General features: G+C 61.4%; 27 protein-coding genes. 17 read left to right on the forward strand and 10 right to left on the reverse strand.

Features of this window, described 5'->3' with window-relative positions; genetic code table 11:
* Positions 1-111: 111 nt before the first annotated feature.
* The 13 genes from ccmA to ACM6I6_RS11640 all read left to right on the forward strand — a co-directional run bounded on the left by ccmA (position 112) and on the right by ACM6I6_RS11640 (position 9228).
* A complete protein-coding gene (gene ccmA, locus ACM6I6_RS11580; RefSeq protein ID WP_414919910.1) occupies positions 112-747 on the forward strand; it encodes a cytochrome c biogenesis heme-transporting ATPase CcmA in 636 nt (211 codons plus the stop codon).
* The gene (gene ccmB, locus ACM6I6_RS11585) at positions 744-1412 is read left to right on the forward strand and encodes a heme exporter protein CcmB (RefSeq protein ID WP_007980754.1); all 669 of its coding nucleotides are present in this window, start codon (positions 744-746) and stop codon (positions 1410-1412) included. Before ccmA ends, ccmB begins: the two co-directional genes overlap by 4 nt.
* Before the next feature lie 92 nt (positions 1413-1504).
* Positions 1505-2260, forward strand: a complete 756-nt coding sequence (locus ACM6I6_RS11590; protein WP_274074872.1) for a heme ABC transporter permease — start codon at positions 1505-1507, stop codon at positions 2258-2260.
* Positions 2257-2433 (forward strand): heme exporter protein CcmD, encoded by a 177-nt coding sequence (gene ccmD / locus ACM6I6_RS11595; protein WP_008055370.1) that lies wholly within the window; start codon positions 2257-2259, stop codon positions 2431-2433. The genes ACM6I6_RS11590 and ccmD overlap by 4 nt, the downstream gene beginning before the upstream one ends.
* Positions 2430-2885: a cytochrome c maturation protein CcmE gene (gene ccmE, locus ACM6I6_RS11600; RefSeq protein WP_056852992.1), complete on the forward strand. Its 456-nt coding sequence runs from the start codon at positions 2430-2432 to the stop codon at positions 2883-2885. The genes ccmD and ccmE overlap by 4 nt, the downstream gene beginning before the upstream one ends.
* Positions 2886-2888: 3 nt before the next feature.
* On the forward strand, positions 2889-4877 hold the full coding sequence (locus tag ACM6I6_RS11605; protein ID WP_274074874.1) for a heme lyase CcmF/NrfE family subunit: 1989 nt from the start codon (positions 2889-2891) through the stop codon (positions 4875-4877).
* Complete coding sequence (locus ACM6I6_RS11610; protein WP_274074875.1) at positions 4874-5410, forward strand: DsbE family thiol:disulfide interchange protein; 537 nt, start codon at positions 4874-4876, stop codon at positions 5408-5410. The genes ACM6I6_RS11605 and ACM6I6_RS11610 overlap by 4 nt, the downstream gene beginning before the upstream one ends.
* Entirely contained in the window at positions 5407-5877 is a 471-nt protein-coding gene (locus ACM6I6_RS11615; protein WP_274074876.1) for a cytochrome c-type biogenesis protein, read from the forward strand. Before ACM6I6_RS11610 ends, ACM6I6_RS11615 begins: the two co-directional genes overlap by 4 nt.
* The gene (ccmI, locus tag ACM6I6_RS11620) at positions 5874-7076 is read left to right on the forward strand and encodes a c-type cytochrome biogenesis protein CcmI (RefSeq protein ID WP_414919911.1); all 1203 of its coding nucleotides are present in this window, start codon (positions 5874-5876) and stop codon (positions 7074-7076) included. The genes ACM6I6_RS11615 and ccmI overlap by 4 nt, the downstream gene beginning before the upstream one ends.
* Before the next feature lie 28 nt (positions 7077-7104).
* Positions 7105-7512, forward strand: a complete 408-nt coding sequence (locus tag ACM6I6_RS11625) for a hypothetical protein (RefSeq protein ID WP_323609085.1) — start codon at positions 7105-7107, stop codon at positions 7510-7512.
* A gap of 279 nt (positions 7513-7791) precedes the next feature.
* Positions 7792-8358, forward strand: a complete 567-nt coding sequence (phnN, locus tag ACM6I6_RS11630) for a phosphonate metabolism protein/1,5-bisphosphokinase (PRPP-forming) PhnN (RefSeq protein ID WP_414919912.1) — start codon at positions 7792-7794, stop codon at positions 8356-8358.
* A gap of 253 nt (positions 8359-8611) precedes the next feature.
* A complete protein-coding gene (locus ACM6I6_RS11635) occupies positions 8612-8824 on the forward strand; it encodes a type II toxin-antitoxin system HicA family toxin (RefSeq protein WP_414919913.1) in 213 nt (70 codons plus the stop codon).
* Complete coding sequence (locus ACM6I6_RS11640; RefSeq protein ID WP_414919914.1) at positions 8824-9228, forward strand: type II toxin-antitoxin system HicB family antitoxin; 405 nt, start codon at positions 8824-8826, stop codon at positions 9226-9228. Before ACM6I6_RS11635 ends, ACM6I6_RS11640 begins: the two co-directional genes overlap by 1 nt.
* A 53-nt stretch (positions 9229-9281) precedes the next feature.
* On the opposite strand, the gene ACM6I6_RS11645 is transcribed toward ACM6I6_RS11640, so the two are convergent.
* Positions 9282-10487, reverse strand: coding sequence for an MFS transporter (locus ACM6I6_RS11645; RefSeq protein WP_274074880.1), 1206 nt, complete (start codon positions 10485-10487; stop codon positions 9282-9284).
* 208 nt (positions 10488-10695) lie between these two features.
* Between ACM6I6_RS11645 and ACM6I6_RS11650 the strand changes: the two genes are divergently transcribed.
* Complete coding sequence (locus tag ACM6I6_RS11650) at positions 10696-11139, forward strand: hypothetical protein (RefSeq protein WP_274074881.1); 444 nt, start codon at positions 10696-10698, stop codon at positions 11137-11139.
* 102 nt (positions 11140-11241) lie between these two features.
* Here ACM6I6_RS11650 and ACM6I6_RS11655 read toward each other — a convergent pair whose 3' ends face one another.
* The 8 genes from ACM6I6_RS11655 to gcl form a co-directional block, all read right to left on the reverse strand.
* The gene (locus ACM6I6_RS11655) at positions 11242-12237 is read right to left on the reverse strand and encodes a sulfate ABC transporter substrate-binding protein (RefSeq protein WP_323627678.1); all 996 of its coding nucleotides are present in this window, start codon (positions 12235-12237) and stop codon (positions 11242-11244) included.
* Between the two features lie 103 nt (positions 12238-12340).
* Positions 12341-13165, reverse strand: a complete 825-nt coding sequence (locus tag ACM6I6_RS11660) for an ion transporter (protein ID WP_323609091.1) — start codon at positions 13163-13165, stop codon at positions 12341-12343.
* Positions 13166-13186: 21 nt separating this feature from the next.
* Complete coding sequence (locus tag ACM6I6_RS11665; RefSeq protein ID WP_414919915.1) at positions 13187-14101, reverse strand: urea transporter; 915 nt, start codon at positions 14099-14101, stop codon at positions 13187-13189.
* A gap of 107 nt (positions 14102-14208) precedes the next feature.
* Positions 14209-15624, reverse strand: a complete 1416-nt coding sequence (pyk, locus tag ACM6I6_RS11670) for a pyruvate kinase (protein WP_274074885.1) — start codon at positions 15622-15624, stop codon at positions 14209-14211.
* The gene (locus ACM6I6_RS11675; protein WP_406592967.1) at positions 15614-16894 is read right to left on the reverse strand and encodes a glycerate kinase; all 1281 of its coding nucleotides are present in this window, start codon (positions 16892-16894) and stop codon (positions 15614-15616) included. The genes pyk and ACM6I6_RS11675 overlap by 11 nt, the downstream gene beginning before the upstream one ends.
* 145 nt (positions 16895-17039) lie before the next feature.
* The gene (locus ACM6I6_RS11680) at positions 17040-17933 is read right to left on the reverse strand and encodes a 2-hydroxy-3-oxopropionate reductase (RefSeq protein ID WP_274074887.1); all 894 of its coding nucleotides are present in this window, start codon (positions 17931-17933) and stop codon (positions 17040-17042) included.
* 152 nt (positions 17934-18085) lie between these two features.
* Positions 18086-18868, reverse strand: coding sequence for a hydroxypyruvate isomerase (hyi, locus tag ACM6I6_RS11685; RefSeq protein WP_323609095.1), 783 nt, complete (start codon positions 18866-18868; stop codon positions 18086-18088).
* Positions 18869-19003: 135 nt separating this feature from the next.
* Positions 19004-20779 carry a glyoxylate carboligase gene (gene gcl / locus ACM6I6_RS11690; protein WP_046819365.1) on the reverse strand — a complete coding sequence of 592 codons (1776 nt, stop codon included), beginning with the start codon at positions 20777-20779 and terminating at the stop codon, positions 19004-19006.
* A gap of 267 nt (positions 20780-21046) precedes the next feature.
* Here gcl and ACM6I6_RS11695 point away from each other — a divergent pair, with 267 nt between their 5' ends.
* Both ACM6I6_RS11695 and ACM6I6_RS11700 read left to right on the forward strand, forming a co-directional pair.
* Positions 21047-21487, forward strand: coding sequence for a GlcG/HbpS family heme-binding protein (locus ACM6I6_RS11695; protein WP_077184045.1), 441 nt, complete (start codon positions 21047-21049; stop codon positions 21485-21487).
* Positions 21488-21685: 198 nt separating this feature from the next.
* Complete coding sequence (locus ACM6I6_RS11700; protein ID WP_414919916.1) at positions 21686-22144, forward strand: REP-associated tyrosine transposase; 459 nt, start codon at positions 21686-21688, stop codon at positions 22142-22144.
* Between the two features lie 197 nt (positions 22145-22341).
* Here ACM6I6_RS11700 and ACM6I6_RS11705 read toward each other — a convergent pair whose 3' ends face one another.
* On the reverse strand, positions 22342-22947 hold the full coding sequence (locus tag ACM6I6_RS11705) for a TetR/AcrR family transcriptional regulator (RefSeq protein ID WP_274074890.1): 606 nt from the start codon (positions 22945-22947) through the stop codon (positions 22342-22344).
* Positions 22948-23081: 134 nt separating this feature from the next.
* Between ACM6I6_RS11705 and ACM6I6_RS11710 the strand changes: the two genes are divergently transcribed.
* The gene (locus ACM6I6_RS11710; protein ID WP_414919917.1) at positions 23082-23996 is read left to right on the forward strand and encodes a DUF808 domain-containing protein; all 915 of its coding nucleotides are present in this window, start codon (positions 23082-23084) and stop codon (positions 23994-23996) included.
* Positions 23997-24011 lie beyond the last annotated feature (15 nt).

Here is a 24011-nt window from a genome sequence, read left to right on the forward strand (position 1 = left end):
TTTCGCAGTTAATTGACGCAGCTCTCTCGTTCGGGGCGCCAATACCTTTATTCTGCATCTCTTTAACGGCTGCGCCAGCGCCGACTTGAACCGTATAAGGCCCGTGAACCCTTGACCAGTCCAGTCCTGCAAACCGTTGCCCTTGCCTGTGAGCGAGACCTTCGGCTGCTCTTCGAAAATCTCGATTTGAGAATGGCCAGTGGCGAAATGGTACAGATCAGTGGCCCCAACGGCAGTGGCAAGACCAGCCTGTTGCGCCTGTTGTCCGGCCTGATGCACCCGACTGCCGGTCAAGTGCTGCTCAACGGTCAACCGCTGAGCGAGCAACGCACCGAGCTTGCACGCAATCTGTTGTGGATCGGTCATGCCGCCGGCATCAAGGACTTGCTGACCCCGCAAGAGAACCTGAGCTGGCTTTGCGCCCTGCATCAACCGGCGTCCCATGAGGCGATCTGGCAGGCCCTGGCGGCTGTCGGACTGCGGGGTTTCGAGGACGTGCCTTGCCACACCCTGTCCGCCGGTCAACAGCGCCGAGTGGCCCTGGCGCGGCTCTATCTGGACAGCCCGCCGCTGTGGATCCTCGATGAGCCGTTCACCGCCCTCGACAAGCAAGGCGTGGCGCAACTCGAAGAACACCTGGCTGCGCACTGCGAGCGCGGCGGCACGGTGGTGCTGACCACTCACCACACGCTGAGCCGGATGCCGGCGAGCTATCGCGATATTGATCTGGGGAACTGGGCCGTATGAGTGTTTTCGGCCTGTTGGTCGCCCGTGAGGCCCGTCTGCTGTTCCGCCGTCCCGCCGAGCTGGCCAATCCGCTGGTGTTCTTTGCCATCGTCGTTTCGCTGTTCCCGCTGGCGGTCGGTCCCGAGTCTCAATTGTTGCAAACCTTGTCTCCGGGACTGGTCTGGGTGGCGGCCCTTTTATCGGTCCTGCTCTCGCTGGACGGGCTCTTCCGCAGTGATTTCGAAGACGGATCGCTGGAACAGTGGGTCCTTTCGCCGCACCCCCTGGCTCTTCTGGTTTTGGCCAAGGTACTGGCACACTGGGCGTTTTCCGGCCTGGCACTGGTTTTGCTCGCGCCCTTGCTGGCGTTGATGCTCGGTTTGCCTGCCGCCTGTCTGCCGGTGTTGCTGCTTTCCTTATTGCTGGGTACACCGGTGCTGAGCCTGCTCGGTGCGGTGGGCGCGGCCTTGACGGTCGGTTTGAAGCGCGGTGGCCTGTTGTTGGCGTTGCTGATCCTGCCGTTGTACATCCCGGTGTTGATCCTTGGCAGTGGCGCCTTGCAGGCGGCCTTGCAGGGCATGCCGGCGACCGGTTATCTCTTGTGGCTTGGTAGCCTGACCGCCCTGGCGATAACCCTGACACCTTTTGCAATAGCTGCTGGCCTGAAGATCAGCGTCGGCGAATAATAATGAGGCCTGATCATTTTTTGATCACTTCTTTTGAAGAAAGGCAGGCCCTGGCTCTTCACAGTAAAGAGCAACCGTGACGGAAACAAAGTATGAACTGGACGTGGTTTCACAAGCTCGGCTCGCCCAAATGGTTTTACGGCATCAGCGGCAAAATGCTGCCATGGCTGAGCGTCGCGGCGTTGCTGCTGATCGGCATTGGCGTGGTCTGGGGCCTGGCCTTCGCGCCGCCGGACTACCAGCAGGGCAACAGCTTTCGCATCATCTATATCCACGTCCCGGCCGCCATGTTGGCCCAGTCCATCTACGTGATGCTGGCGGTGTGCGGCATCGTCGGGCTGGTGTGGAAAATGAAACTGGCCGACGTCGCCCTGCAAAGCGCAGCGCCCATCGGAGCCTGGATGACCGCCGTGGCGCTGGTCACCGGGGCGATCTGGGGCAAGCCGACCTGGGGCTCGTGGTGGGTCTGGGATGCACGCCTTACGTCCATGCTGATCCTGCTTTTCCTGTACTTCGGTCTTATTGCGCTGGGCAACGCCATCAGCAATCGTGACAGCGCGGCCAAGGCTTGCGCGGTGCTGGCGATTGTCGGCGTGATCAATATCCCGATCATCAAGTACTCGGTGGAGTGGTGGAACACCCTGCACCAGGGCGCAACCTTTACCCTCACGGAAAAACCGGCGATGCCCGCCGAGATGTGGCTGCCCTTGCTGCTGACGGCGCTGGGTTTCTACTGTTTCTTCGGTGCGGTGTTACTGCTGCGCATGCGCCTTGAAGTGCTCAAGCGCGAAGCCCGGGCCAGCTGGGTCAAGGCCGAAGTGGAAAACAGCCTGGAGGTCGCTCGATGAGTTTTGCTTCATTCGGCGATTTCCTCGCCATGGGCCATCACGGCCTGTATGTATGGTCGGCCTACGGCATCTGCCTGGCGGTGCTGGCCCTCAACGTGGCGGCGCCGATCCTGGCCCGCAAGCGGTATCTGCAACAAGAGGCGCGTCGTCTGCGCCGGGAGAACGGCAAGTGAATCCGCTGCGTAAAAAGCGTCTCATCATTATTCTGGCGATCCTGGTCGGGGTCGGCGCCGCGGTGGGCCTGGCCCTGAGCGCCCTGCAGCAGAACATCAACCTGTTTTATACACCGACCCAGATCGCCAATGGCGAAGCCCCGCAGGATACGCGCATCCGCGCCGGCGGCATGGTCGAGGCGGGTTCCCTGCAGCGCTCCGGCGACTCGCTGGACGTGAAGTTCGTCGTCACCGACTTCAACAAATCCGTGACCATCGCTTATCGCGGCATCCTCCCCGACCTGTTCCGTGAAGGGCAGGGCATCGTCGCCTTGGGCAAGCTCAATGCCGACGGCGTGGTGGTGGCCGATGAAGTGCTGGCCAAGCACGATGAAAAGTACATGCCGCCGGAAGTGACCAAGGCCCTGAAAGACAGCGGCCAGTCGGCACCCACTCCCGCGAAAGAGGGCTAACTGATGACATCTGGAATCTTTATCCCGGAGTTGGGCCACCTGGCCATGATTCTGGCGCTGTGTTTCGCCCTGGTCCAGGCCGTGGTGCCATTGGTCGGTGCCTGGCGCGGTGATCGCCTGTGGATGAGCCTGGCCCAACCGGCCGCATGGGGCCAGTTCGCGTTCCTGCTGTTCGCCTTCGGTTGCCTGACCTACGCGTTCATGGCCGACGATTTCTCCGTCGCCTATGTCGCCAGCAACTCCAACAGCGCCTTGCCCTGGTACTACAAGTTCAGCGCCGTGTGGGGCGCGCACGAAGGTTCGTTACTGCTCTGGGCGTTGATCCTTGGCGCCTGGACGTTTGCCGTGTCGGTGTTCTCCCGGCAGTTGCCGCAGGTGATGCTGGCGCGGGTGCTGGCGGTGATGGGCATGATCAGCACGGGTTTCCTGTTGTTCCTGATCCTCACTTCGAACCCGTTCAAGCGCATCCTGCCGCAAATCCCCAGCGATGGCGCCGACCTCAATCCGTTGCTGCAGGATATCGGCCTGATCGTCCACCCACCGATGCTGTACATGGGTTACGTCGGTTTCTCGGTGGCGTTCGCCTTCGCCATCGCCGCGTTGATGGGCGGTCGTCTGGATGCCGCGTGGGCGCGTTGGTCGCGTCCATGGACCATCGTCGCCTGGGCCTTCCTCGGCATCGGCATCACCCTGGGCTCGTGGTGGGCCTACTACGAACTCGGCTGGGGCGGCTGGTGGTTCTGGGACCCGGTGGAAAACGCCTCGTTCATGCCATGGCTGGTGGGCACCGCGCTGATTCACTCGTTGGCGGTCACGGAAAAACGTGGCGTGTTCAAGAGCTGGACCGTGTTGCTGGCCATTGCCGCCTTTTCCTTGAGCCTGCTGGGCACCTTCCTCGTGCGTTCCGGCGTGCTGACCTCGGTGCATGCCTTTGCCTCGGACCCCGAGCGCGGCGTGTTCATCCTGATCTTCCTGCTGTTCGTGGTCGGCGGTTCGCTGACGCTGTTCGCCTTGCGTGCACCGGTGGTCAAGAGCCAGGTCGGCTTCAACCTCTGGTCCCGGGAAACCCTGTTGCTGGGCAACAACCTGGTGCTGGTGGTGGCGGCTTCGATGATACTGCTGGGCACCTTGTATCCGTTGATCCTGGATGCCATGACCGGTGCCAAGCTGTCGGTCGGCCCGCCGTACTTCAACGCGCTGTTCATTCCGTTGATGGCCTTGTTGATGCTGGTGATGGCGGTCGGCGTGATCGTGCGCTGGAAAGACACCCCGGTGAAATGGCTGCTGGGCATGCTCACCCCGGTACTGCTCGGCAGCGCCGCGCTGGCGGTGGTGGCGGGCGTCGCCTACGGCGATTTTAACTGGGCGGTGCTGGCCACCTTCATGCTCGCGGCCTGGGTGTTGCTGGCCGGTGCGCGTGACATTGTCGACAAGACTCGCCACAAAGGCCTGATCAAAGGCCTGCCGACCCTGACCCGCAGCTACTGGGGCATGCAGGTTGCCCACCTGGGCATCGCCGTCTGCGCCCTCGGCGTGGTGTTGTCGAGCCAGAACAGTGCCGAGCGCGACCTGCGCCTGGCACCGGGGGAATCCATGGCCCTGGGCGGTTACCAGTTCGTGTTCGAAGGCGCCAAACATTTCGAAGGCCCGAACTTCACCTCCGACAAGGGCACCGTACGGGTGATCAGGGACGGCAAGGAAGTCAGCGTGCTTCACCCGGAAAAACGCCTCTACACGGTACAGAACTCGGTGATGACTGAAGCCGGGATCGACGCCGGTTTCACCCGTGACCTCTACGTCGCCCTGGGCGAGCCCCTGGGGGATGGCGCCTGGGCGGTGCGCGTACACGTCAAGCCGTTCGTGCGCTGGATCTGGTTCGGTGGCTTGCTCACCGGGCTGGGCGGGTTGCTGGCAGCGATGGACCGGCGTTATCGGGTCAAGGTGAAAGCCCGTGTGCGTGAAGCGCTGGGCATGACGGGAGCTACTGCATGAGACGTTGGTTGATGCTGTTACCACTGGCGATTTTTCTGGTGGTGGCGGTTTTCCTGTATCGCGGTCTGTACCTCGACCCGGCCGAGTTGCCCTCGGCGATGATCGGCAAACCGTTCCCGGAGTTTTCCCTGCCAGCGGTGCAGGGCGACAAGACCCTGACCCGCGCCGACATCCTCGGCAAGCCGGCACTGGTCAACGTCTGGGGCACCTGGTGCATTTCCTGCCGGGTCGAGCACCCGGTGTTGAACAAACTGGCCGAGAAGGGCGTGGTGATCTACGGCATCAACTACAAGGACGTCAACGCCGATGCCTTGAAGTGGCTGACGGAGTTCCACAACCCGTATCAACTGGACATCCGCGACGATGCCGGCACCCTGGGCCTGAACCTCGGTGTGTACGGCGCCCCGGAAACCTTCTTCATCGACGCCAAGGGCATCATCCGCGACAAGTTCGTCGGCGTGATCGACGAGCAGGTCTGGCGCGAAAAACTGGCGGCCAAGTATCAGGCGCTTGTTGATGAGGCCAAGCCATGAAACGCTTTTTAGCCGCCGTGGTATTGGGTTTGAGCCTGGCCGGCGTAGCCCACGCCGCCATCGACACCTACGAGTTCGCCAAGGAAGGTGATCGCGAGCGTTTTCGCGAATTGACCAAGGAGCTGCGTTGCCCCAAGTGCCAGAACCAGGACATCGCCGACTCCAATGCGCCGATCGCCGCCGACCTGCGCAAAGAGATTTTCCGCATGTTGGGCGAGGGCAAGGACAACCAGCAGATCATCGACTTCATGGTCGATCGCTACGGTGATTTCGTCCGCTACAAACCGGCCCTGAACGCCAAGACCGCGCTGCTCTGGTTCGGTCCCGCCGGCCTGTTGCTGGGTGGTTTCGTGGTCATCGCGGTGATCGTCCGCCGTCGTCGCGCGCAACGCGCCGAGACGCCGGGCTCGCTTTCTGCCGAGGAGCGCGAGCGCCTCGACCAACTGTTGGATAAAAACCAAGAATGATTGATTTCTGGCTCGCTGCAGGTCTGCTCCTTCTGGTGGCCCTGAGTTTTCTGCTGATCCCCGTTCTGCGTAGTCGTCGCGCCCAGCTCGAAGAGGATCGTACTGCCCTGAACGTGGCGCTGTATCAGGAGCGCGTGGCTGAGCTGCAGGTTCAGCAGGCGGAGGGCGTTCTCGATGCCGTGCAAATGGACGCAGGCCGCGCCGAAGCCGCCCGTGAATTGCTCGCCGACACCGAGGGCGTTGCCGCGCCGCGGGTGTCGCGCCTGGGCAAACCGGCGCCGTTGCTGGCAGCGATTCTGGTCCCGGTGCTGGGCCTGGGCCTGTACCTGCATTTCGGTGCCAGCGACAAGGTCGAGCTGACCCGGGAATTCTCCCAGGCGCCGCAGTCGATGGAAGAGATGACCCAACGTCTGGAGCGCGCAGTCGCGGCGCAGCCGGATTCCGCCGAAGCCCTGTACTTCCTCGGTCGCACCTACATGACCCAGGATCGTCCGGGTGACGCGGCGAAGGTCTTCGAGCGCACCGTCAATCTCGCCGGGCGTCAGCCTGAACTGCTTGGGCAATGGGCGCAGGCCCAGTACTTCGCCGATGGCAAAAAGTGGTCGGACAAGGTCCAGGCCCTGACCGACGAAGCGCTGAAAGCCGATCCGAAGGAAGTCACCAGCCTTGGCCTGCTGGGCATCGCCGCCTTCGAAGGCCAGCGTTACCAGGAAGCGATCGATTACTGGAATCGCCTGCTGGAACAACTGCCGCCGGAGGATCAATCCCGTGTCGCGCTGCAGGGCGGTATTGCCCGCGCCAGCGAGAAACTGGTGGCCAGCGGTGGCAAAGTGGCCGAGGCGCCAGCGGCCAAGCCGGCAGCGCTGCTCAAGGTCCGGGTGGACCTGGCGCCCGACTTGAAAACCAAGGTGCAGCCGGGCGACAGCGTGTTCATCTTCGCCCGCGCCACCTCGGGCCCACCGGCGCCGTTGGCGGCCAAGCGCCTGACCGTGGCTGACCTGCCGGCCACCGTGGAACTGGGCGATGGCGATGCAATGATGCCGCAGTTGAAACTGTCGAACTTCCCTGAAGTCCAACTGGTTGCGCGCATCTCCCGTGCCGGCCAACCGACGGCAGGCGAGTGGATCGGTCGCAGCCAGCCCCTGGCCAGCAGCACCACCGCGCCGCAACAACTGACCATCGACAGCCCGGATAAATAAGCCCGGATAAATAACAGGAAACGCCACCATGACCGCCATTGCTCGTATCACCCTGCTCAGCGTTGTTTTGGGGCTGAGCGCTTGTGCGGTCCAGCGGCCACCCGAGCAGACGACCCCGCCACCGATCCCGCCGTCGCAGCCGAGTACCAAGCCGGCGCCGACGACGGTGCCGAGCAAGCCGACCACGCCGGCCAAACCGGCCAAGCCGTTGCCGCGCACCTCCGCGAGCTTTGCGCCGCCACCGGGGGGTAACAGTCATTGGGATCCGAAACTGGGTGTGTACGTGCTCGACGGTCAACCGAACACGTTCTACCGCCAGCGCACCTATTACCGTTGGGATAACGGCTGGAGCCGCTCGATCAGCCCCAACGGGCCGTGGGAAGAGACGGACATCCAGGGCGTGCCGGGTGGTTTGGGACGGCAGTTCGGGCAGTAACGCAAAAGGCGACCTTCGGGGTCGCCTTATTTGTGGGGCTGAGTCTGTTCTTGCAAGCAAAGTCAAAAGATCGCAGCCTGCGGCAGCTCAAGGATTAAGCCCGGCCACACTATTGGCGGCACACCCGGTCAATGGTGATGGACCACTCGCCGGGCCAGCGCCAGATCGTGCAGGGATCCAGGTACCGTGAGTGCTTCATGGCCACCGGGCTCTCTGATCGCGACAAGAAAACTAACCGGTGGTCCAGCAAGTAGGGCGACAAGCGAAGAGGGTGATTGGATGTCAGGTAGATTGATCTATCTCATCGGGCCTTCGGGCTCGGGCAAGGACAGCCTGCTCGATGCCGCGCGAACACGTTTGGCCGAGCGAGGCTGCCGTATCGTGCGGCGGGTCATTACGCGATCGGCGGAAGCCGTTGGCGAAGCGGCGTTGGGCGTCAGTCCGGAGCAGTTCATAGAGATGGAGGCCCAGGGCGCGTTTGCCCTGAGCTGGCACGCCAATGGCCTGACCTATGGCATTCCACGTGAAATCGACGACTGGCTGGCTGCCGGGCAGGACGTGCTGGTGAACGGCTCGCGGGGGCACCTGCACGATACTCGCGAGCATTATCCGAACGTGGTGGCGGTGTTGCTGACTGTGGACGAGGCTGTGTTGCGCCAGCGCTTGCTGGCGCGGGGTCGTGAGTCCATGGCCGAGATCGACCAGCGCCTGGCGCGCAATGCCCGTTTCAGTGAGCGCCTGCTGGCCGATGATCCATCAGTGCACGTGCTCGACAACTCCGGGTCACTGGAGCGCACCGTCGAGCGACTATTGGCTTGCCTCGACGAGCCCGGCGCATGCGCCTGACCGGGATGCGTGACAACCACGCTCCGGTCAAAGCAGGCGCTGGCAAAACCTGTGATCCTTTGAGCTGGTCCTGGATCTCCTCAGCTCTCCCTGCGTAACAACCCCTGCACATATTCCCCCAAGTTTCCGGTGGGAACCCATCCGTCTGTCATCACACTCCGCAACACAACCAAACGTCGTGCCTTGGTTTTTTGTGCTTGAGTAAATATAACTCTAGGGTTATTTTTATCGAGCCGAAGCAAGGAGGCTGGTGGTGCAGAGCAGGCTATTGATCAAGGAGTTGATGGAGGCGGGTTGGACCCTGGACCGGGTCACTGGCAGTCATCACATCTTCACCCACCGTTACAACCCGTACACCATTCCCGTCCCCCATCCGAAAAAGGATTTACCGGTTGGGACGGTCAAGAGCATCAGGAGGCGCGCCGGGCTGTTGTGCCCGCCAGCCAGTTACGCAGGAGATCCATAATGCAATATCCAATCTGTATCGAATGGGGCGATGAGAACTCCGCCATCGGTATCCAGATCCCCGATATTCCAGGTGCGGTAACCGCCGGGGATAGCTTTGAAGAGGCCTACAACGCCGCTGTCGAAATTGCCCACATCATGCTGCAAGAGCTGGCGGCGGATGGCGAATCGATTCCGATGCCGACTTCGGCGACGCTGCATCGCAGCAATCCCGAGTTCGCCGACATGGGCTGGGGCATGCTGGAGCTGGACATCTCGCCATACCTGGGCAAGACCGAGAAGGTCAACGTGACGTTGCCCGGCTATGTGATCCAGCGCATTGACCGTTATGTGCGCGAGCACAATGTCAAAAGCCGCTCGTCGTTCCTCGCGGATGCGGCGATGGAGAAGCTGGTTCGTAATTGACAGTTACATCGCCTTGGCGGGCAAACCGACTTGCCCGCCTGGCGCATGAGTCGTTATGCCGTCGCCAGCGAAGCCTTCTGTGAAACACTGAGGAACCGCAACAACGCCACCAGGGGAAACGCACTGCCCACGATCACGATCCACAACCAGCCACCGTGCTCATACACCGCACTGGCCACAGATGAGCCAAACGCGCCGCCGATGAAGATGCTGGTCATGTACAAGGCATTCAGGCGGCTGCGGCTCTTGGCGTCCAGGGCATAGACCGCGCGTTGACCGAGGACCATGTTCATTTGCACGCAGAAGTCCAGGACCACGCCGGTCACTGCCAGGCCGATCACGCTGTAGGCCGGGTGGATGAAGGCGGGCAGAAAGCTCAGGCTGGCAAACAGCAGGGCCAGCAATGACGCACTGCGGGTATGCCCGGCGTCGGCCAGGCGTCCGGCGATAGGCGCGGCAATGGCGCCGATAGCGCCGACCAGGGCGAAAATCGCGATCTGGCTTTGCGACAGGCCATGATTGCGCGCCAGTTCCAGCGGCACGGCGGTCCAGAACAGGCTGAACGTGGCGAACATGCAGCCTTGGTAAAACGCCCGTTGGCGCAACACCGGTTGTTGGCGCAGCAGCGTCCAGAGCGAACCCAGCAACTGGCCATAGGACGCGCTGTGGTCAGGCTGGCGCTTGGGGATGGTCAGCGCCAGCACGATGCTGATCGCGGCCATCAATAGCGCGGCAATGACAAACATTGCCCGCCAACCGAAATGATCGGCCACCACGCTGGACACCGGTCGCGCCAGCAAAATCCCCAGCAACAAGCCACCCATGATCCCGCCGACCACGCGGCCGCGAGATTCTTCCGGCGCGAGGTGCGCGGCCAGTGGAATCAGGATCTGCACCGACACCGAGCTGAAACCCACCAGCAGCGAAATCAGCAAAAACACGTTCGGCTGATCGGTGAACGCCGCGCCCAGCAGGCTGGCAATCGCCACCAGGGTGGTGATGATCATCAGCCGGCGGTTTTCCAGCAGGTCACCCAGGGGTACGAGGAAGAACAGGCCCAGGGCATAGCCGATCTGGGTCAGCGACACGATCAGGCTGGCCATGGTGCTGGTCAGGCCGATGTCCGGTGCGATCAGCCCAATGATTGGCTGCGCATAGTAGATGTTGGCGACGATCGCACCGCAGCAGAAGGCGAACAGCAGCACCATGCCTCGGGTCATTGTCGCGGTGCCGTGGGGCACCTGAGTCGCTGGGGTCATAACGTGTCTCGTTGAACAGAAGGGAATGCGCGCAGGCTAAAGGCTTGACCGCAACGGTGGAAGAGAGTTTGGACTGATAGTAATCATGCCATGGCGTAATGATTGCCAGCGGTTGACCGACCATCCGAAGAAACACCCGCTTTGCCCTGACAGCTAGAATCTACAGGGGGATCACTTCAACGTGTCCTTACAAAGCGGGAGTATCACGATGAAAATCGTATCTTCGCTAGCGTTGGTGGTAGCGGTTGGGTCGATCTTCGGGTGCTCGACAGTACCTGACAGTCAGGTCACCAACGTTCCCCTGAACGCTACTTCCATCAATGCCGGGAACATTGCCCGGCCCATCATGATGTCCGACGGTAAAGCAACGGTGTTCTGGTTCGCGGTCAGTGGCGAAAGCATGGGAAGTGCTTTGCCGGGCCGTCTGGAGGCCTATATCTATTCGGGAAGCTGCGCGAGCCTGGGTGCGAAACCGGCCTATGCCATGAACGACGGTCCGAATGCGCGGTTCTATTCGCAGGCGTCGCACCAGTATTTCTGGAAGAGTGCACCGGTCGCCGTGGAAACGCTGCGAGCGGGCGGTTATGCCCTGGTCGTGCGTGAAAGCCCGGCCGATGGTCACCAGGCTATTTTCTGCGGCAACCTGAGCTAGCGCCACACCCCTGTAGGAGCTGCCGCAGGCTGCGATCTTTTGAATTTTATTTTTCAAGATCAAAAGATCGCAGCCTGCGGCAGCTCCTACAGGCGATTGTGGTTACTGGGCGTAAATCTGGTCGAAAACCCCACCATCATTGAAGTGGGTTTTCTGCACGGTGCGCCAGTCACCGAAGGTTTTCTCCACCGACAGGAAGTCCACTTTCGGGAAGCGGTCGGTGTACTTGGCCAGTACGGCCGGGTCACGCGGACGCAGGTAGTTGGCGGCAGCGATTTCCTGGCCTTCAGGCGACCACAGGTACTTCAGGTATTCCTCGGCGGCGGCGCGGGTGCCTTTCTTGTCGACGGTCTTGTCGACCACCGACACCGGTGGCTCGGCTTCGGCGGAGACGCTTGGGTAAATCACTTCGAACTGATCGCGGCCAAACTCACGGGCGATCATTTCCGCTTCGTTTTCGAAGGTCACCAGCACGTCGCCGATCTGGTTGGTCATGAAGGTCGTCGTGGCGGCGCGGCCACCGGTATCGAGCACCGGCGCTTGCTTGAACAGCTTGCCGACGAAGTCCTTGGCCTTGTTCTCGTCGCCGCCGTTTTTCAGTACATAGCCCCAGGCCGACAGGTAGGTGTAGCGGCCGTTACCCGAGGTTTTCGGGTTTGGCACGATGACCTGCACGCCGTCCTTGAGCAGGTCGGGCCAGTCCTTCAGGGCTTTCGGGTTGCCTTTGCGGACGATGAATACGGTGGCCGAGGTGAACGGCGCGCTGTTGTTCGGCAGGCGGGTTACCCAGTTGTCCGGGACCAGTTTGCCGTTATCGGCCAGGGCGTTGATGTCGGTGGCCATATTCATGGTGATCACGTCAGCGGGCAGGCCATCGATGACCGAACGCGCCTGTTTGCTGGAGCCACCGAAGGACATCTGCAGGGTGATGTTTTCGTTGTGTTCGGCTTGCCAGTGTTTCTGGAACGCAGTGTTGTAGTCCTTGTAGAAATCGCGCATCACGTCGTAGGAAACGTTGAGCAGGGTCGGTGCGGCGTGTGCCATGCTGGACAGTGCCAGGCCAGCGGCCAGAAGGGAGGCGCCAAAGAGTTTTTTCACTGCGAATTCCTTGTTCGAGAAGATGTTTTTATAAAAAACAGGCAATTTGCCAGCGACTATAGCCGGGCTCGCATAGTCGTTTAAAGATTAAAAAGCTCTTTGCTTATTCTGTTTTCTTGAACAAGGCATTGCCGCAGCGAGAGCAGAACGCGGCGCCGTGTTCATGGCTGTTTTTCTTGCACACCGGGCAGTCAGTTTGCAACTGTTCGCCACGCATGGCATTGGCCAGTTCGGCGGTGAAAATACCGGTCGGCACGGCGATGATCGAGTAACCGGTGATCATCACCAGCGAGGAAATCACCTGGCCCAAAGGCGTCTTCGGCACGATGTCGCCAAAGCCCACGGTGGTCAGCGTCACGATCGCCCAATAGATGCCCTTGGGAATGCTGGTGAAGCCGTGTTCCGGGCCTTCGATCACGTACATCAAGGTGCCGAACACCGTCACCAGGGTGCAGACACTCACCAGGAACACGACGATTTTCTGCTTGCTGCCGCGCAGGGCGGACATCAGGTAGTTGGCTTGCTTCAGGTAAGGGCTCAACTTGAGCACGCGGAAAATCCGCAGCATCCGGATGATCCGGATAATCAACAGGTACTGCGCATCGGCGTAATACAGCGCGAGGATGCCGGGTACGATCGCCAGCAGATCCACCAGGCCGTAAAAGCTGAAGGCGTAGCGCAGGGGCTTGGGCGAACAGTACAGGCGCAGGCCATATTCGATGGCGAAAATGACGGTGAAACCCCACTCGATATACGCCAGCACGTCGGCGTAGTTACGGTGAACGGTGTCGATGCTGTCGAGCATCACGATCACCAGGCTGGCGAGGATGATCAACAGCAGAATGCCGTCGAAGCGCCGACCCGCCTTGGTGTCGCTCTGGAAAATCATGACGTAAAGGTCTTCACGCCAGTTTTTGCTGCTGTCCATGGATAACGCCTGACTCAATGATCAGCGCAGCCTAGGTTGATTCTCCCCAGGAGCGCAAGACGCACTGGCGCCCCGCGCTTTGCCAAGCACTTGAGCCGCCGTACGGATCAGCCAGCCGGCGAGGATAAATGGCGCAGTCAGGGTGGGCAGGCCGATAGCGGCAAACATCGGCGTCAGCAGCAGCGCTGCGGCGATACCGAGCAGTGGCAGCCACGGCTGCTGGCGCTGCGTGCTGAAGGCGAGGGCGGCGAGCACGGCGTTATAGCCACCCAGGCCCAGCAGTGCGGTGTAGAAGTCGTGGTTCAGCAGGCTCCAGCCCATGCCCGCAACAGACGCCAGCAACGCCCAGCAGAAGGCGCGACGATCGGCGATCAGCAAACCGGCGGCAATCATTGCCCCGGCCAGCGGATGACCGAGGAACATCACCTGACCGAGGCCCTTGAGCGGGGCGGCGAGCATGTTCAGTGTGCTGACCTCGATCAAATGCGCCTCGGTCGAGGGCGTGGCGAAGCACAACAGTACCCAGCTCAACACGACGAATGGCGTGGTGTAAGCGGGGAGGTATTGGCTGAACCGCACGCGTTTTAGCCATTGTTGAGTGATCATCGCACTCAGGCCGCCGGCGGCCAGAATCAGCGGTGGCATCATCGCCGACCAGGGGAAGTACAGGCTCAGCAGCAGGCCGAGCAACACGCCGTTGTAGCTGAACAGCCCGGCCTGACGATCAGCCTTGGCATAGTTGCGACGTTGCGCGGTGAGCAACCCGGCGACACCGCCCAGCAATGCTCCGCCGAGCAGGGCCGGGGCGGTGAACAGGATGGCCGAAAGAATCAGCAAGCCGCACAGCGGATTGCGTTGGAGGAATATCTGGCTGAAGCCGTTGAGCAAGGCTTCGGCCCAGTCGGGGCAGTGGGTGTTGAAGTGGTTGGCAGGCATTTTAATTCTGTGAGTCAAAGGGACCGAGTCGCCTACATCGCCAGCAGGCTGGCTCCCACACCCAATGTGGGAGCCAGCCTGCTGGCGATGAGGCCGGTATGGGCGCTCTAGATCAACGTCTCGATACGCAAGGAGTTAGTCGACCCCGGCTGCCCAAACGGCACACCCGCCGTGATCAATAACGTATCGCCACGCTGCGCCATGCCCTGGGCCTGGGCAATTTCCAGGGCCGTCGAGCACACTTCGTCCACCTGGCGCAGGCGATCGTTGACCACCGAGTGCACGCCCCACGCCACGGTCAGGCGACGAGCGGTTTGCAAGTTCGGCGTCAGGTTGAGGATTGGCACCGTCGGCCGTTCACGGGCAGCGCGCAGGCTTGAGGTGCCTGATTCGCTGTAGTTGACCAGCACCGCCACCGGCAACACATTGCTGATACGGCGAATCGCGCAGCTGATCGCATCGTTGACCGTCGCTTCGGCTTTCGGTCGGCTGACGTCCAGTTGGTTCTGATAGTCCGGGCCGTTTTCCACCTGGCGGATGATCTTGCTCATCATCTGCACGGCTTCCAGCGGGTACTCGCCGGACGCGGTTTCCGCCGACAGCATCACCGCGTCGGCCCCTTCGGCCACCGCATTGGCGACATCGGTGACTTCCGCGCGGGTTGGCGCAGGGGAGAAGCGCATCGATTCGAGCATCTGCGTCGCCACCACCACCGGCTTGCCAAGCTCGCGGCAGGTGCTGATGATGTTCTTCTGGATCTGCGGCACGCTTTCGGCCGGCACTTCCACGCCCAGGTCACCGCGGGCGACCATGATCGCGTCGCTCAATTCGGCGATTTCGCGCAATTGCGTGACTGCCGACGGCTTCTCGATCTTGGCCATCAGGAACGCCTTGTCGCCGATCAGCGCACGGGCTTCGATGATGTCCTCCGGACGCTGGACGAACGACAGCGCCACCCAGTCCACCCCCAGTTCCAGGCCGAAGCTCAGGTCGCGGCGATCCTTGGCGGTCAGCGGGCTCAGGTCGAGCACCGCTTGCGGCACGTTCACGCCCTTGCGGTCCGACAGTTCGCCGCCGTTGAGCACGGTGGTGTCGATGGCGTCGGCGTACTTGGTGACCACCCGCAGGCGCAACTTGCCGTCGTCCAGCAGCAGGTCCATGCCTGGCTCCAGCGCCGCGATGATCTCCGGGTGGGGCAGGTTGACCCGGCGCTCGTCACCCGGCGTGGTATCGAGGTCCAGGCGCAAGGCCTGGCCGCGAAACAGTTGTACCTTGCCCTCGGCAAATTTGCCGACCCGCAGTTTCGGGCCTTGCAGGTCCATCAGGATGCCCAACGGATAATTCAGCTGGCGCTCCACTTCACGGATCCACTGATAGCGCTTGGCGTGGTCGGAGTGATCGCCGTGGCTGAAGTTCAGGCGAAAGATGTTCACACCGGCCTGCACCAGTTCACGAATGTCATCGATCCCGTCGGTGGCAGGGCCGAGGGTGGCGAGGATCTTGACCTTTTTATCAGGCGTCATGTTTTGGGCTCTCAAGGATCAGAATGGCGCGGAAGTCGTTGACGTTGGTGCGGGTCGGCTCGGTGACGATCAGCGCGTCCAGCGCCGCGAAATAGCCGTAGCCATTGTTGTTGTCCAACTCGTCGCTGGCGCTCAGGCCGAGGGCGGCGGCACGGCTGTAACTGTCCGGGGTCATGATGGCGCCGGCGTTGTCTTCGGAACCGTCGATGCCGTCGGTGTCGCCGGCCAGGGCATAGACACCGGGCAAGCCCTTGAGGCTGTCGGTCAGGCTCAGCAGGAACTCGGCGTTGCGCCCGCCACGGCCGTTGCCGCGAACGGTGACCGTGGTTTCGCCACCCGAGAGAATCACGCAGGGCGCGGCCAGTGGCTGACCGTGCTGGACAATCTGCCGGGCGATACCGGCGTGGACTTTCGCCACTTCCCGGGACTCACCCTCCAGGTCACCCAGGATCAACGGGCTGTAACCGGCTTGACGGCATTTGACCGCCGCGGCTTCCAGGGATTGCTGGGGACGGGCGATCAGCTGGAAGTGGCTGCGGGCCAGGCTTGGATCGCCGGGTTTGACCGTTTCCGATTCAGCGCTTTGCAGCCAGTTGCGCACGGAGGCCGGCACGTCGATGTTGTAACGCTTGAGGATCGCCAGCGCTTCGGCCGAGGTGCTCGGGTCGGCCACGGTGGGGCCGGAGGCGATGACCGTGGCGAGGTCGCCCGGCACATCGGAAATCGCATAGGTGTAGACAGTGGCTGGCCAGCAGGCCTTGCCGAGGCGGCCGCCCTTGATCGCCGAGAGGTGCTTGCGCACGCAGTTCATCTCGCCAATGGTGGCGCCGGATTTGAGCAGGGCTTTGTTGATCGCTTGCTTGTCGGCCAGGGTGATGCCGGCAGCCGGCAGGGCGAGCAACGCCGAACCACCGCCCGACAGCAGGAAGATGACGCGGTCGGTTTCAGTCAGGTTGCTGACCAGTTCGAATACACGCTTGGCCACCGCTTGGCCGGCTGCGTCCGGAACCGGGTGAGCGGCTTCGACCACTTCGATTTTTTCGCACGGAGCGCCGTGACCGTAACGTGTCACCACCAGACCGGACACTTCACCCTGCCAGCAGCGCTCGACCACCTGGGCCATGGCGGCCGCGGCTTTGCCGGCGCCAATGACGATCACCCGACCGCTACGGTCGGCAGGCAGATGGGCTTCGAGGACTTGCTGCGGATGGGCCGCGTCGATAGCTGTGGCGAACAGCTCGCGCAGGAATTGTTGCGGATCGACCGACATGGCGGGCTCCCGGAATTCTTGTTATTGGGATTGGAGCGGATCCTTGTGGGAGCCAGCCTGCTGGCGATTCAGGCGTCGGGGTCTATCAGACACACCGTGTTGATTTCATCGCCAGCAGGCTGGCTCCCACAAGTTCATGCAGGGCTTAGTTCTTGTCGCGAATCGAGAAATTCGCCATGTGTTCCAGGCCCTTGATCAGCGCCGAGTGGTCCCAGTTGCTGCCACCGATGGCCGCGCAGGTGCTGAACACTTGCTGGGCGTTGGCGGTGTTCGGCAGGTTGATGTTCAGTTCCTTGGCGCCTTGCAGGGCCAGGTTCAGGTCCTTCTGGTGCAGGCTGATGCGGAAGCCTGGGTCGAAGGTGCCCTTGATCATGCGCTCGCCGTGCACTTCGAGGATCTTCGACGAAGCGAAACCGCCCATCAGCGCTTCACGCACCTTGGCTGGATCGGCACCGTTCTTGGCCGCGAACAGCAGGGCTTCGGCCACCGCCTGGATGTTCAGCGCAACGATGATCTGGTTCGCCACTTTGGCGGTCTGACCGTCGCCGTTGCCACCGACCAGGGTGATGTTCTTGCCCATGGCCTGGAACAGCGGCAGTGCGCGTTCGAAGGCATCGGCATCGCCACCGACCATGATGCTCAGGGTCGCGGCCTTGGCGCCGACTTCACCGCCGGACACTGGCGCGTCGAGGTACTGGGCGCCTTTTTCATTGATCTTGGCGGCGAAGGCCTTGGTGGCGGTCGGCGAGATCGAGCTCATGTCGATTACCACCTTGCCTTTGCCGATCCCTGCAGCCACGCCGTCGGCACGGAACAGCACGTCATCGACCTGCGGGGTATCCGGGACCATGACGATGATGAATTCGGCTTCCTGGGCGACTTCTTTCGGGTTCGCCAGGGCGACGGCGCCGGCGGCGACCAGGTCGGCGGGGGCGGCGTCGTGATGCGCGGACAGGAACAGGCTGTGACCGGCTTTTTGCAGGTTCGCCGCCATTGGGTGGCCCATGATGCCGGTGCCGATAAATCCGATTTTAGCCATGAGAAAATCCTCTTGTTTTTGTCTTGCTCAAGCGAATAGGGGAGCTGCTTTTGTGGGAGCGGGCTTGCTCGCGAATGCGGTGTGCCATCCGGCATACATGTCGACTGACCCACCGCCTTCGCTGGCAAGCCAGCTCCTACAAGGGATCTGTGTCAGATTGCGTTGTGGGTTTTCAACCAGCCCAGGCCCGCTTCCGTGGTGGTCAGCGGCTTGTATTCGCAACCGACCCAACCCTGGTACCCGATGCGGTCCAGGTGTTCGAACAGGAAGCGGTAGTTGATTTCACCCGTGCCCGGTTCGTTACGCCCCGGGTTGTCCGCCAGCTGCACATGGTTGATCTCGCCCAGGTGCGATTGCAGGGTGCGAGCCAGGTCGCCTTCCATGATTTGCATGTGGTAGATGTCGTATTGCAGGAACAGGTTGGCGCTGCCGACCTGCTCGCGAATCGACAGGGCTTGCGCCGTGTTGTTCAGGTAGAAACCCGGGATGTCGCGGGTGTTGATCGCTTCCATCACCAGTTTGATGCCTGCCGCTTGCAGCTTGTCGGCCGCGTACTTGAGGTTGGCGACAAAGGTTTTTTCCACGGTGGCATCGTCGACGCCTTGTGGGCGGATACCGGCCAGGCAGTTGATCTGGGTGTTGCCCAGTACTTGTGCGTAGGCAATCGCCAGGTCGACCCCGGCGCGGAACTCTTCAACGCGGTCCGGCAGGCAGGCGATACCGCGCTCACCCTTGGCCCAGTCGCCGGCCGGCAGGTTGAACAGCACTTGGGTCAGGCCATTGGCGTCGAGCTTGGCCTTGATTTCGGCAGAGCTGAAGTCGTAGGGGAACAGGTACTCGACACCACTGAAGCCGGCCTTGGCGGCCGCTTCGAAACGGGCGAGAAAGTCCTGTTCGGTGAACAGCATGGACAGGTTGGCTGCGAAACGCGGCATGGTGGTCTCCCGTAAATGTGTGCAGAACCCCTGTGGGAGCCAGCCTGCTGGCGATGGAGGGACAGTCAACATCAATGTTGAATGTGCCGGCCTCATCGCGAGCAGGCTCGCTCCCACAGGGAGAGCGGTCAGCTATTAATCGAGCAACGAAATCGCCGTCGGCGCATCGTTGCCGACCAGCGCCAGGTCTTCGAATTCGTTGACGGCGTTGATCTCGGTGCCCATGGAAATGTTGGTCACGCGCTCCAGGATAATCTCGACGATCACCGGCACCTTGAACTCTTCGATCAGCTCCTGGGCCTTGCGCAGGGCAGGCTGGATCTGAGCCGGTTCGAACACACGCAGCGCCTTGCAACCCAGGCCTTCGGCAACCGCGACGTGGTCGACACCGTAACCGTTGAGCTCCGGCGCGTTCAGGTTGTCGAACGACAGCTGTACGCAGTAATCCATGTCGAAACCGCGCTGCGCCTGACGGATCAGGCCCAGGTACGAGTTGTTCACCACCACATGGATGTACGGCAGCTTGAACTGCGCGCCCACCGCCAATTCCTCGATCATGAACTGGAAGTCATAGTCCCCCGACAGGGCCACGACTTTACGGTTCGGATCAGCCTTGACCACGCCCAGCGCCGCCGGAATGGTCCAGCCCAGAGGGCCTGCCTGGCCGCAGTTGATCCAGTGACGCGGCTTGTAGACGTGCAGGAACTGCGCGCCGGCAATCTGCGACAGACCGATGGTGCTGACGTAGCAGGTGTCCTTGCCGAACACCTGGTTCATTTCTTCGTAGACGCGCTGCGGCTTGACCGGCACGTTGTCGAAGTGGGTCTTGCGCTGCAGGCTGGCTTTGCGCTGTTGGCAGTCTTGCAGCCAGGCGCTGCGGTTTTTCAGCTTGCCGGCGGCTTGCCATTCGCGAGCGACTTCGATGAAAACGGTCAGCGCGGCGGCGGCGTCGGAGACGATGCCCAGGTCCGGGGTGAACACGCGGCCGATCTGAGTGCCTTCGATGTCGACGTGAATGAACTTGCGGCCTTCTGTGTACACATCCACTGAACCGGTGTGACGGTTGGCCCAACGGTTACCAATGCCCAGCACCACGTCGGATTTCAACATGGTGGCGTTGCCGTAGCGGTGCGACGTCTGCAAGCCGACCATGCCGACCATCAGCGGGTGATCGTCCGGGATGGTGCCCCAGCCCATCAGGGTCGGGATGACCGGGATACCGGTCAGCTCGGCGAATTCAACCAGCAGATCGCTGGCGTCGGCATTGATGATGCCGCCACCGGCTACCAGCAGTGGACGCTCAGCCTGATCGAGCAGGGCCAGAGCCTTCTCGACTTGAACGCGGGTAGCGGTCGGCTTGGCCAGAGGCAGCGGCTGGTAAGCATCGATGTCGAACTCGATTTCGGCCATCTGCACGTCGAACGGCAGGTCGATCAGCACCGGGCCTGGGCGGCCGGAGCGCATCTCGAAGAAAGCTTTCTGGAACGCGTAAGGCACCTGGCCCGGTTCGAGAACAGTGGTCGCCCACTTGGTCACTGGCTTGACGATGCTGGTGATATCGACAGCCTGGAAGTCTTCCTTGTGCATACGGGCGCGGGGTGCCTGGCCGGTAATGCAGAGGATTGGAATCGAGTCGGCCGAGGCGCTGTAGAGCCCGGTGACCATGTCGGTACCGGCAGGGCCGGAAGTGCCGATGCACACGCCGATGTTGCCGGCCTTGGTGCGGGTGTAGCCCTCGGCCATGTGCGAGGCGCCTTCAACGTGGCGAGCGAGTACGTGATCGATGCCGCCGACCTTTTGCAGGGCGGAGTACAGCGGGTTGATGGCGGCACCGGGGATGCCAAAAGCGGTATCAACCCCTTCACGGCGCATCACCAGAACGGCGGCTTCGATTGCTCTCATTTTGCTCATGGTTTTGTGCCTCTTTACGTTTTGTAATTGTATACAAGTGGCTTTGCGCAGAGTGTATTCACGGCGGACGGCGCAGGTCAATCCATTTTCTCAAGCGGTTGTTTCATTCGTCGGAAGCCCGCTCTACTGTGGCTTTTCGTCGCATGTGGCGCTTTTCGAGAATTATTGTATACAAAAAAATAATTCATTGTGTTCTATTTGTTGCATCGGACTGCGGCACATCGAAGCAGTCCACCGCCTTTCCAAAAACAAAATGAGGACGGCACCATGAGCGCTTTAACCTTGAAAGTCGCAGTCAACCTGGTCAACGAAGCCATCAGCGCAGGGCGGGCCATCTCCGCGGCGCCACTGACCATCGCGGTACTGGATGCCGGCGGGCACCTGATCACCCTGCAACGCGAAGACGGCGCCAGCCTGCTGCGCCCGCACGTCGCCATCGGCAAAGCCTGGGGCGCCATCGCGCTGGGCAAAGGCTCACGCCTGCTGGCACTGGACGCCCAGCAACGCCCGGCGTTCATCGCGGCATTGAATAGCCTGGGGCAGGGCAGCGTCGTGCCCGCACCGGGTGGTGTGTTGGTGCGGGATCAGGACGGGAACGTGCTGGGGGCGGTGGGGATCAGCGGGGATCTGTCGGATGTTGATGAGCAGTGTGCAATCAATGCGATCGAGGCGCTGGGGTTGAGGGCGGATGCTGGGGTGGTGGCTTGATCTTTTGCATTTGAGATGACGCCATCGCCAGCAGGCTGGCTCCCACAGGGGATTATCTGAGTGTCAGAGATCAAACTGTGGGAGCCAGCCTGCTGGCGATGACTGACTTACAGACACATCCAGCTAACTGTCTGCCCCGCGCATTGGGAATATCAGGACTAGCCTTGCTCATGAATTCATCATGCAAGGGGCAAAGGAATGCCTGATCTACCCGCTTCAAATCGCTTGCGTATCGGCCGATATGCCGAATCCAGCCGCATTTACCTGTTGACTATCAACACTCGCGACCGAGAACCGATATTCAAAGACTTCTTCTTGGGGAGAGGGGTGGTTAATCAATTTCGCTGCGCTCAGGATCAAGGCTTTGCCAATTCACTGGCCTGGGTTGTCATGCCCGATCACTTTCATTGGTTGATCGAATTGCGGCAGGGGTCGTTGGGTGGACTGGTGCAAAGGACTAAATCCTTGACCACCAAGGCAGTGAAGCAGTCTACCGGTCGAACCACCAGTCTCTGGCAGAGAGGGTTTCATGATCGGGCGCTGCGGCGGGAGGAGGATTTAGTGAAAATGGCTCGATATGTAGTAGCTAACCCGCTGCGGGCTGGACTGGTAGAGAAGCTTGGCGACTATCCGTTGTGGGATGCTATCTGGGTTTGATCCAAAACGGAGTTGTCCCCATCGCCAGCAGGCTGGCTCCCACAGGGGTTTACCTGAGTGTCAGAGATCAACTGTGGGAGCCAGCAGGGGTTTAGCTGAGTGTCAGAGATCAACTGTGGGAGCCAGCAGGGGTTTAGCTGAGTGTCAGAGATCAACTGTGGGAGCCAGCCTGCTGGCGATGGCCGCGCTGCGGTCTATCAGTCCGGCTCACACCCCTTCAACACCAACCGAATGATCGTCTGCGCCGCCGCTTCGTAATCTTCTTCATCCAGCCTGGCCTTGCCGGTGATGGCGGTGATTTGCCAGTCGAAGTCGGCGTAGGTCTGGGTGGCGGCCCAGATGCTGAACATCAGGTGATTGGGGTCGATGGGCGCGATCTGGCCGCGGTCGATCCAGGTCTGGATGCAGTCGATGTTGTGCTTGGCCTGGCCGTTGAGCTGTTCGACCAGGTCGGGGCTCAGGTGCGGGGCGCCGTGCATGATTTCGCTGGCGAATACCTTGGAGGCGAAGGGCAGGTCGCGGGAGATGCGGATTTTCGAGCGAATGTAGCCGCTCAGCACTTCACTGGGCACACCGTCCGGGTTGAATGGCGTCGAGGCCTGCAGAATTGGCTCGATGATGCTTTCCAGGACCTCGCGATAGAGGTTTTCCTTGGATTTGAAGTAGTAGTAGACGTTGGGCTTGGGCAATCCCGCCTTGGCTGCGATGTCACTGGTTTTGGTCGCAGCGAAGCCCTTGTCGGCAAATTCTTCACTGGCGGCACGCAGGATCAATTGTTTGTTGCGCTCGCGGATGGTGCTCATAAACCAGGGGGTTCCTTGCCTGTACTGGCGGTGGCGCATGGTAGCACCGGCCTTCGGCGACGCTCAAGAATGCTCCGTGCGGCGCTCGGCCGCGCTATGCTGCACGGCATTCATTCAAGAAGGAAAGCCGATTCATGGCAGGAAGCAGTTTGCTCGTGCTGATCGACGACATCGCCGCCGTACTGGACGATGTGGCGTTGATGACAAAAATGGCCGCCAAGAAAACCGCCGGCGTGCTCGGCGACGATCTGGCGCTCAACGCCCAGCAGGTCAGCGGTGTGCGCGCTGAGCGGGAAATCCCGGTGGTCTGGGCGGTCGCCAAGGGCTCGTTCGTCAACAAGCTGATCCTGGTGCCGTCGGCATTGGCCATCAGCGCGTTCGTCCCGTGGCTGGTCACGCCGTTACTGATGCTCGGTGGCGCCTACCTGTGTTTCGAAGGGTTTGAAAAGCTCGCCCATAAATTCCTCCACAGCAAGGCCGAAGACCAGGCCGAACATGCCGAACTGGTCGAGGCGGTGGCGGATCCGGCGGTCGATCTGGTGGCGTTCGAAAAGGACAAGATCAAGGGCGCGATCCGCACCGACTTCATTCTTTCGGCGGAAATCATCGCCATCACCCTTGGCGTCGTGGCCGATTCGGCGCTGACCCAGCAAGTCGTCGTGCTCTCGGGTATCGCCATCGTCATGACTGTCGGCGTGTACGGCCTGGTAGCGGGCATCGTCAAGCTCGATGACCTGGGGCTGTGGCTGACCCAGAAGCCGGGACAGATGGCCAAAAGCATCGGCGGTGGCATTCTGCGAGCGGCACCGTACATGATGAAAAGCCTGTCGGTGATCGGTACGGCGGCGATGTTCCTGGTCGGTGGCGGCATCCTCACCCACGGCGTTCCGGTGGTGCATCACTGGATCGAAAGTGTCAGCGCAGCCGCCGGCGGTGCCGGATTTATCGTGCCGACGTTACTCAATGCGGTGGCGGGGATTGTGGCGGGTGCGGTGGTGTTGGTGGGGGTGATGGCGGTGAGCAAGCTCTGGAAAGCCCTGAAAGGCTAAGGCCAACACATGACA

It is taken from the genome of Pseudomonas sp. IT-P218 (genome assembly GCF_949767605.1).
Taxonomy (GTDB): Bacteria; Pseudomonadota; Gammaproteobacteria; order Pseudomonadales; family Pseudomonadaceae; genus Aquipseudomonas; species Aquipseudomonas putida_AE.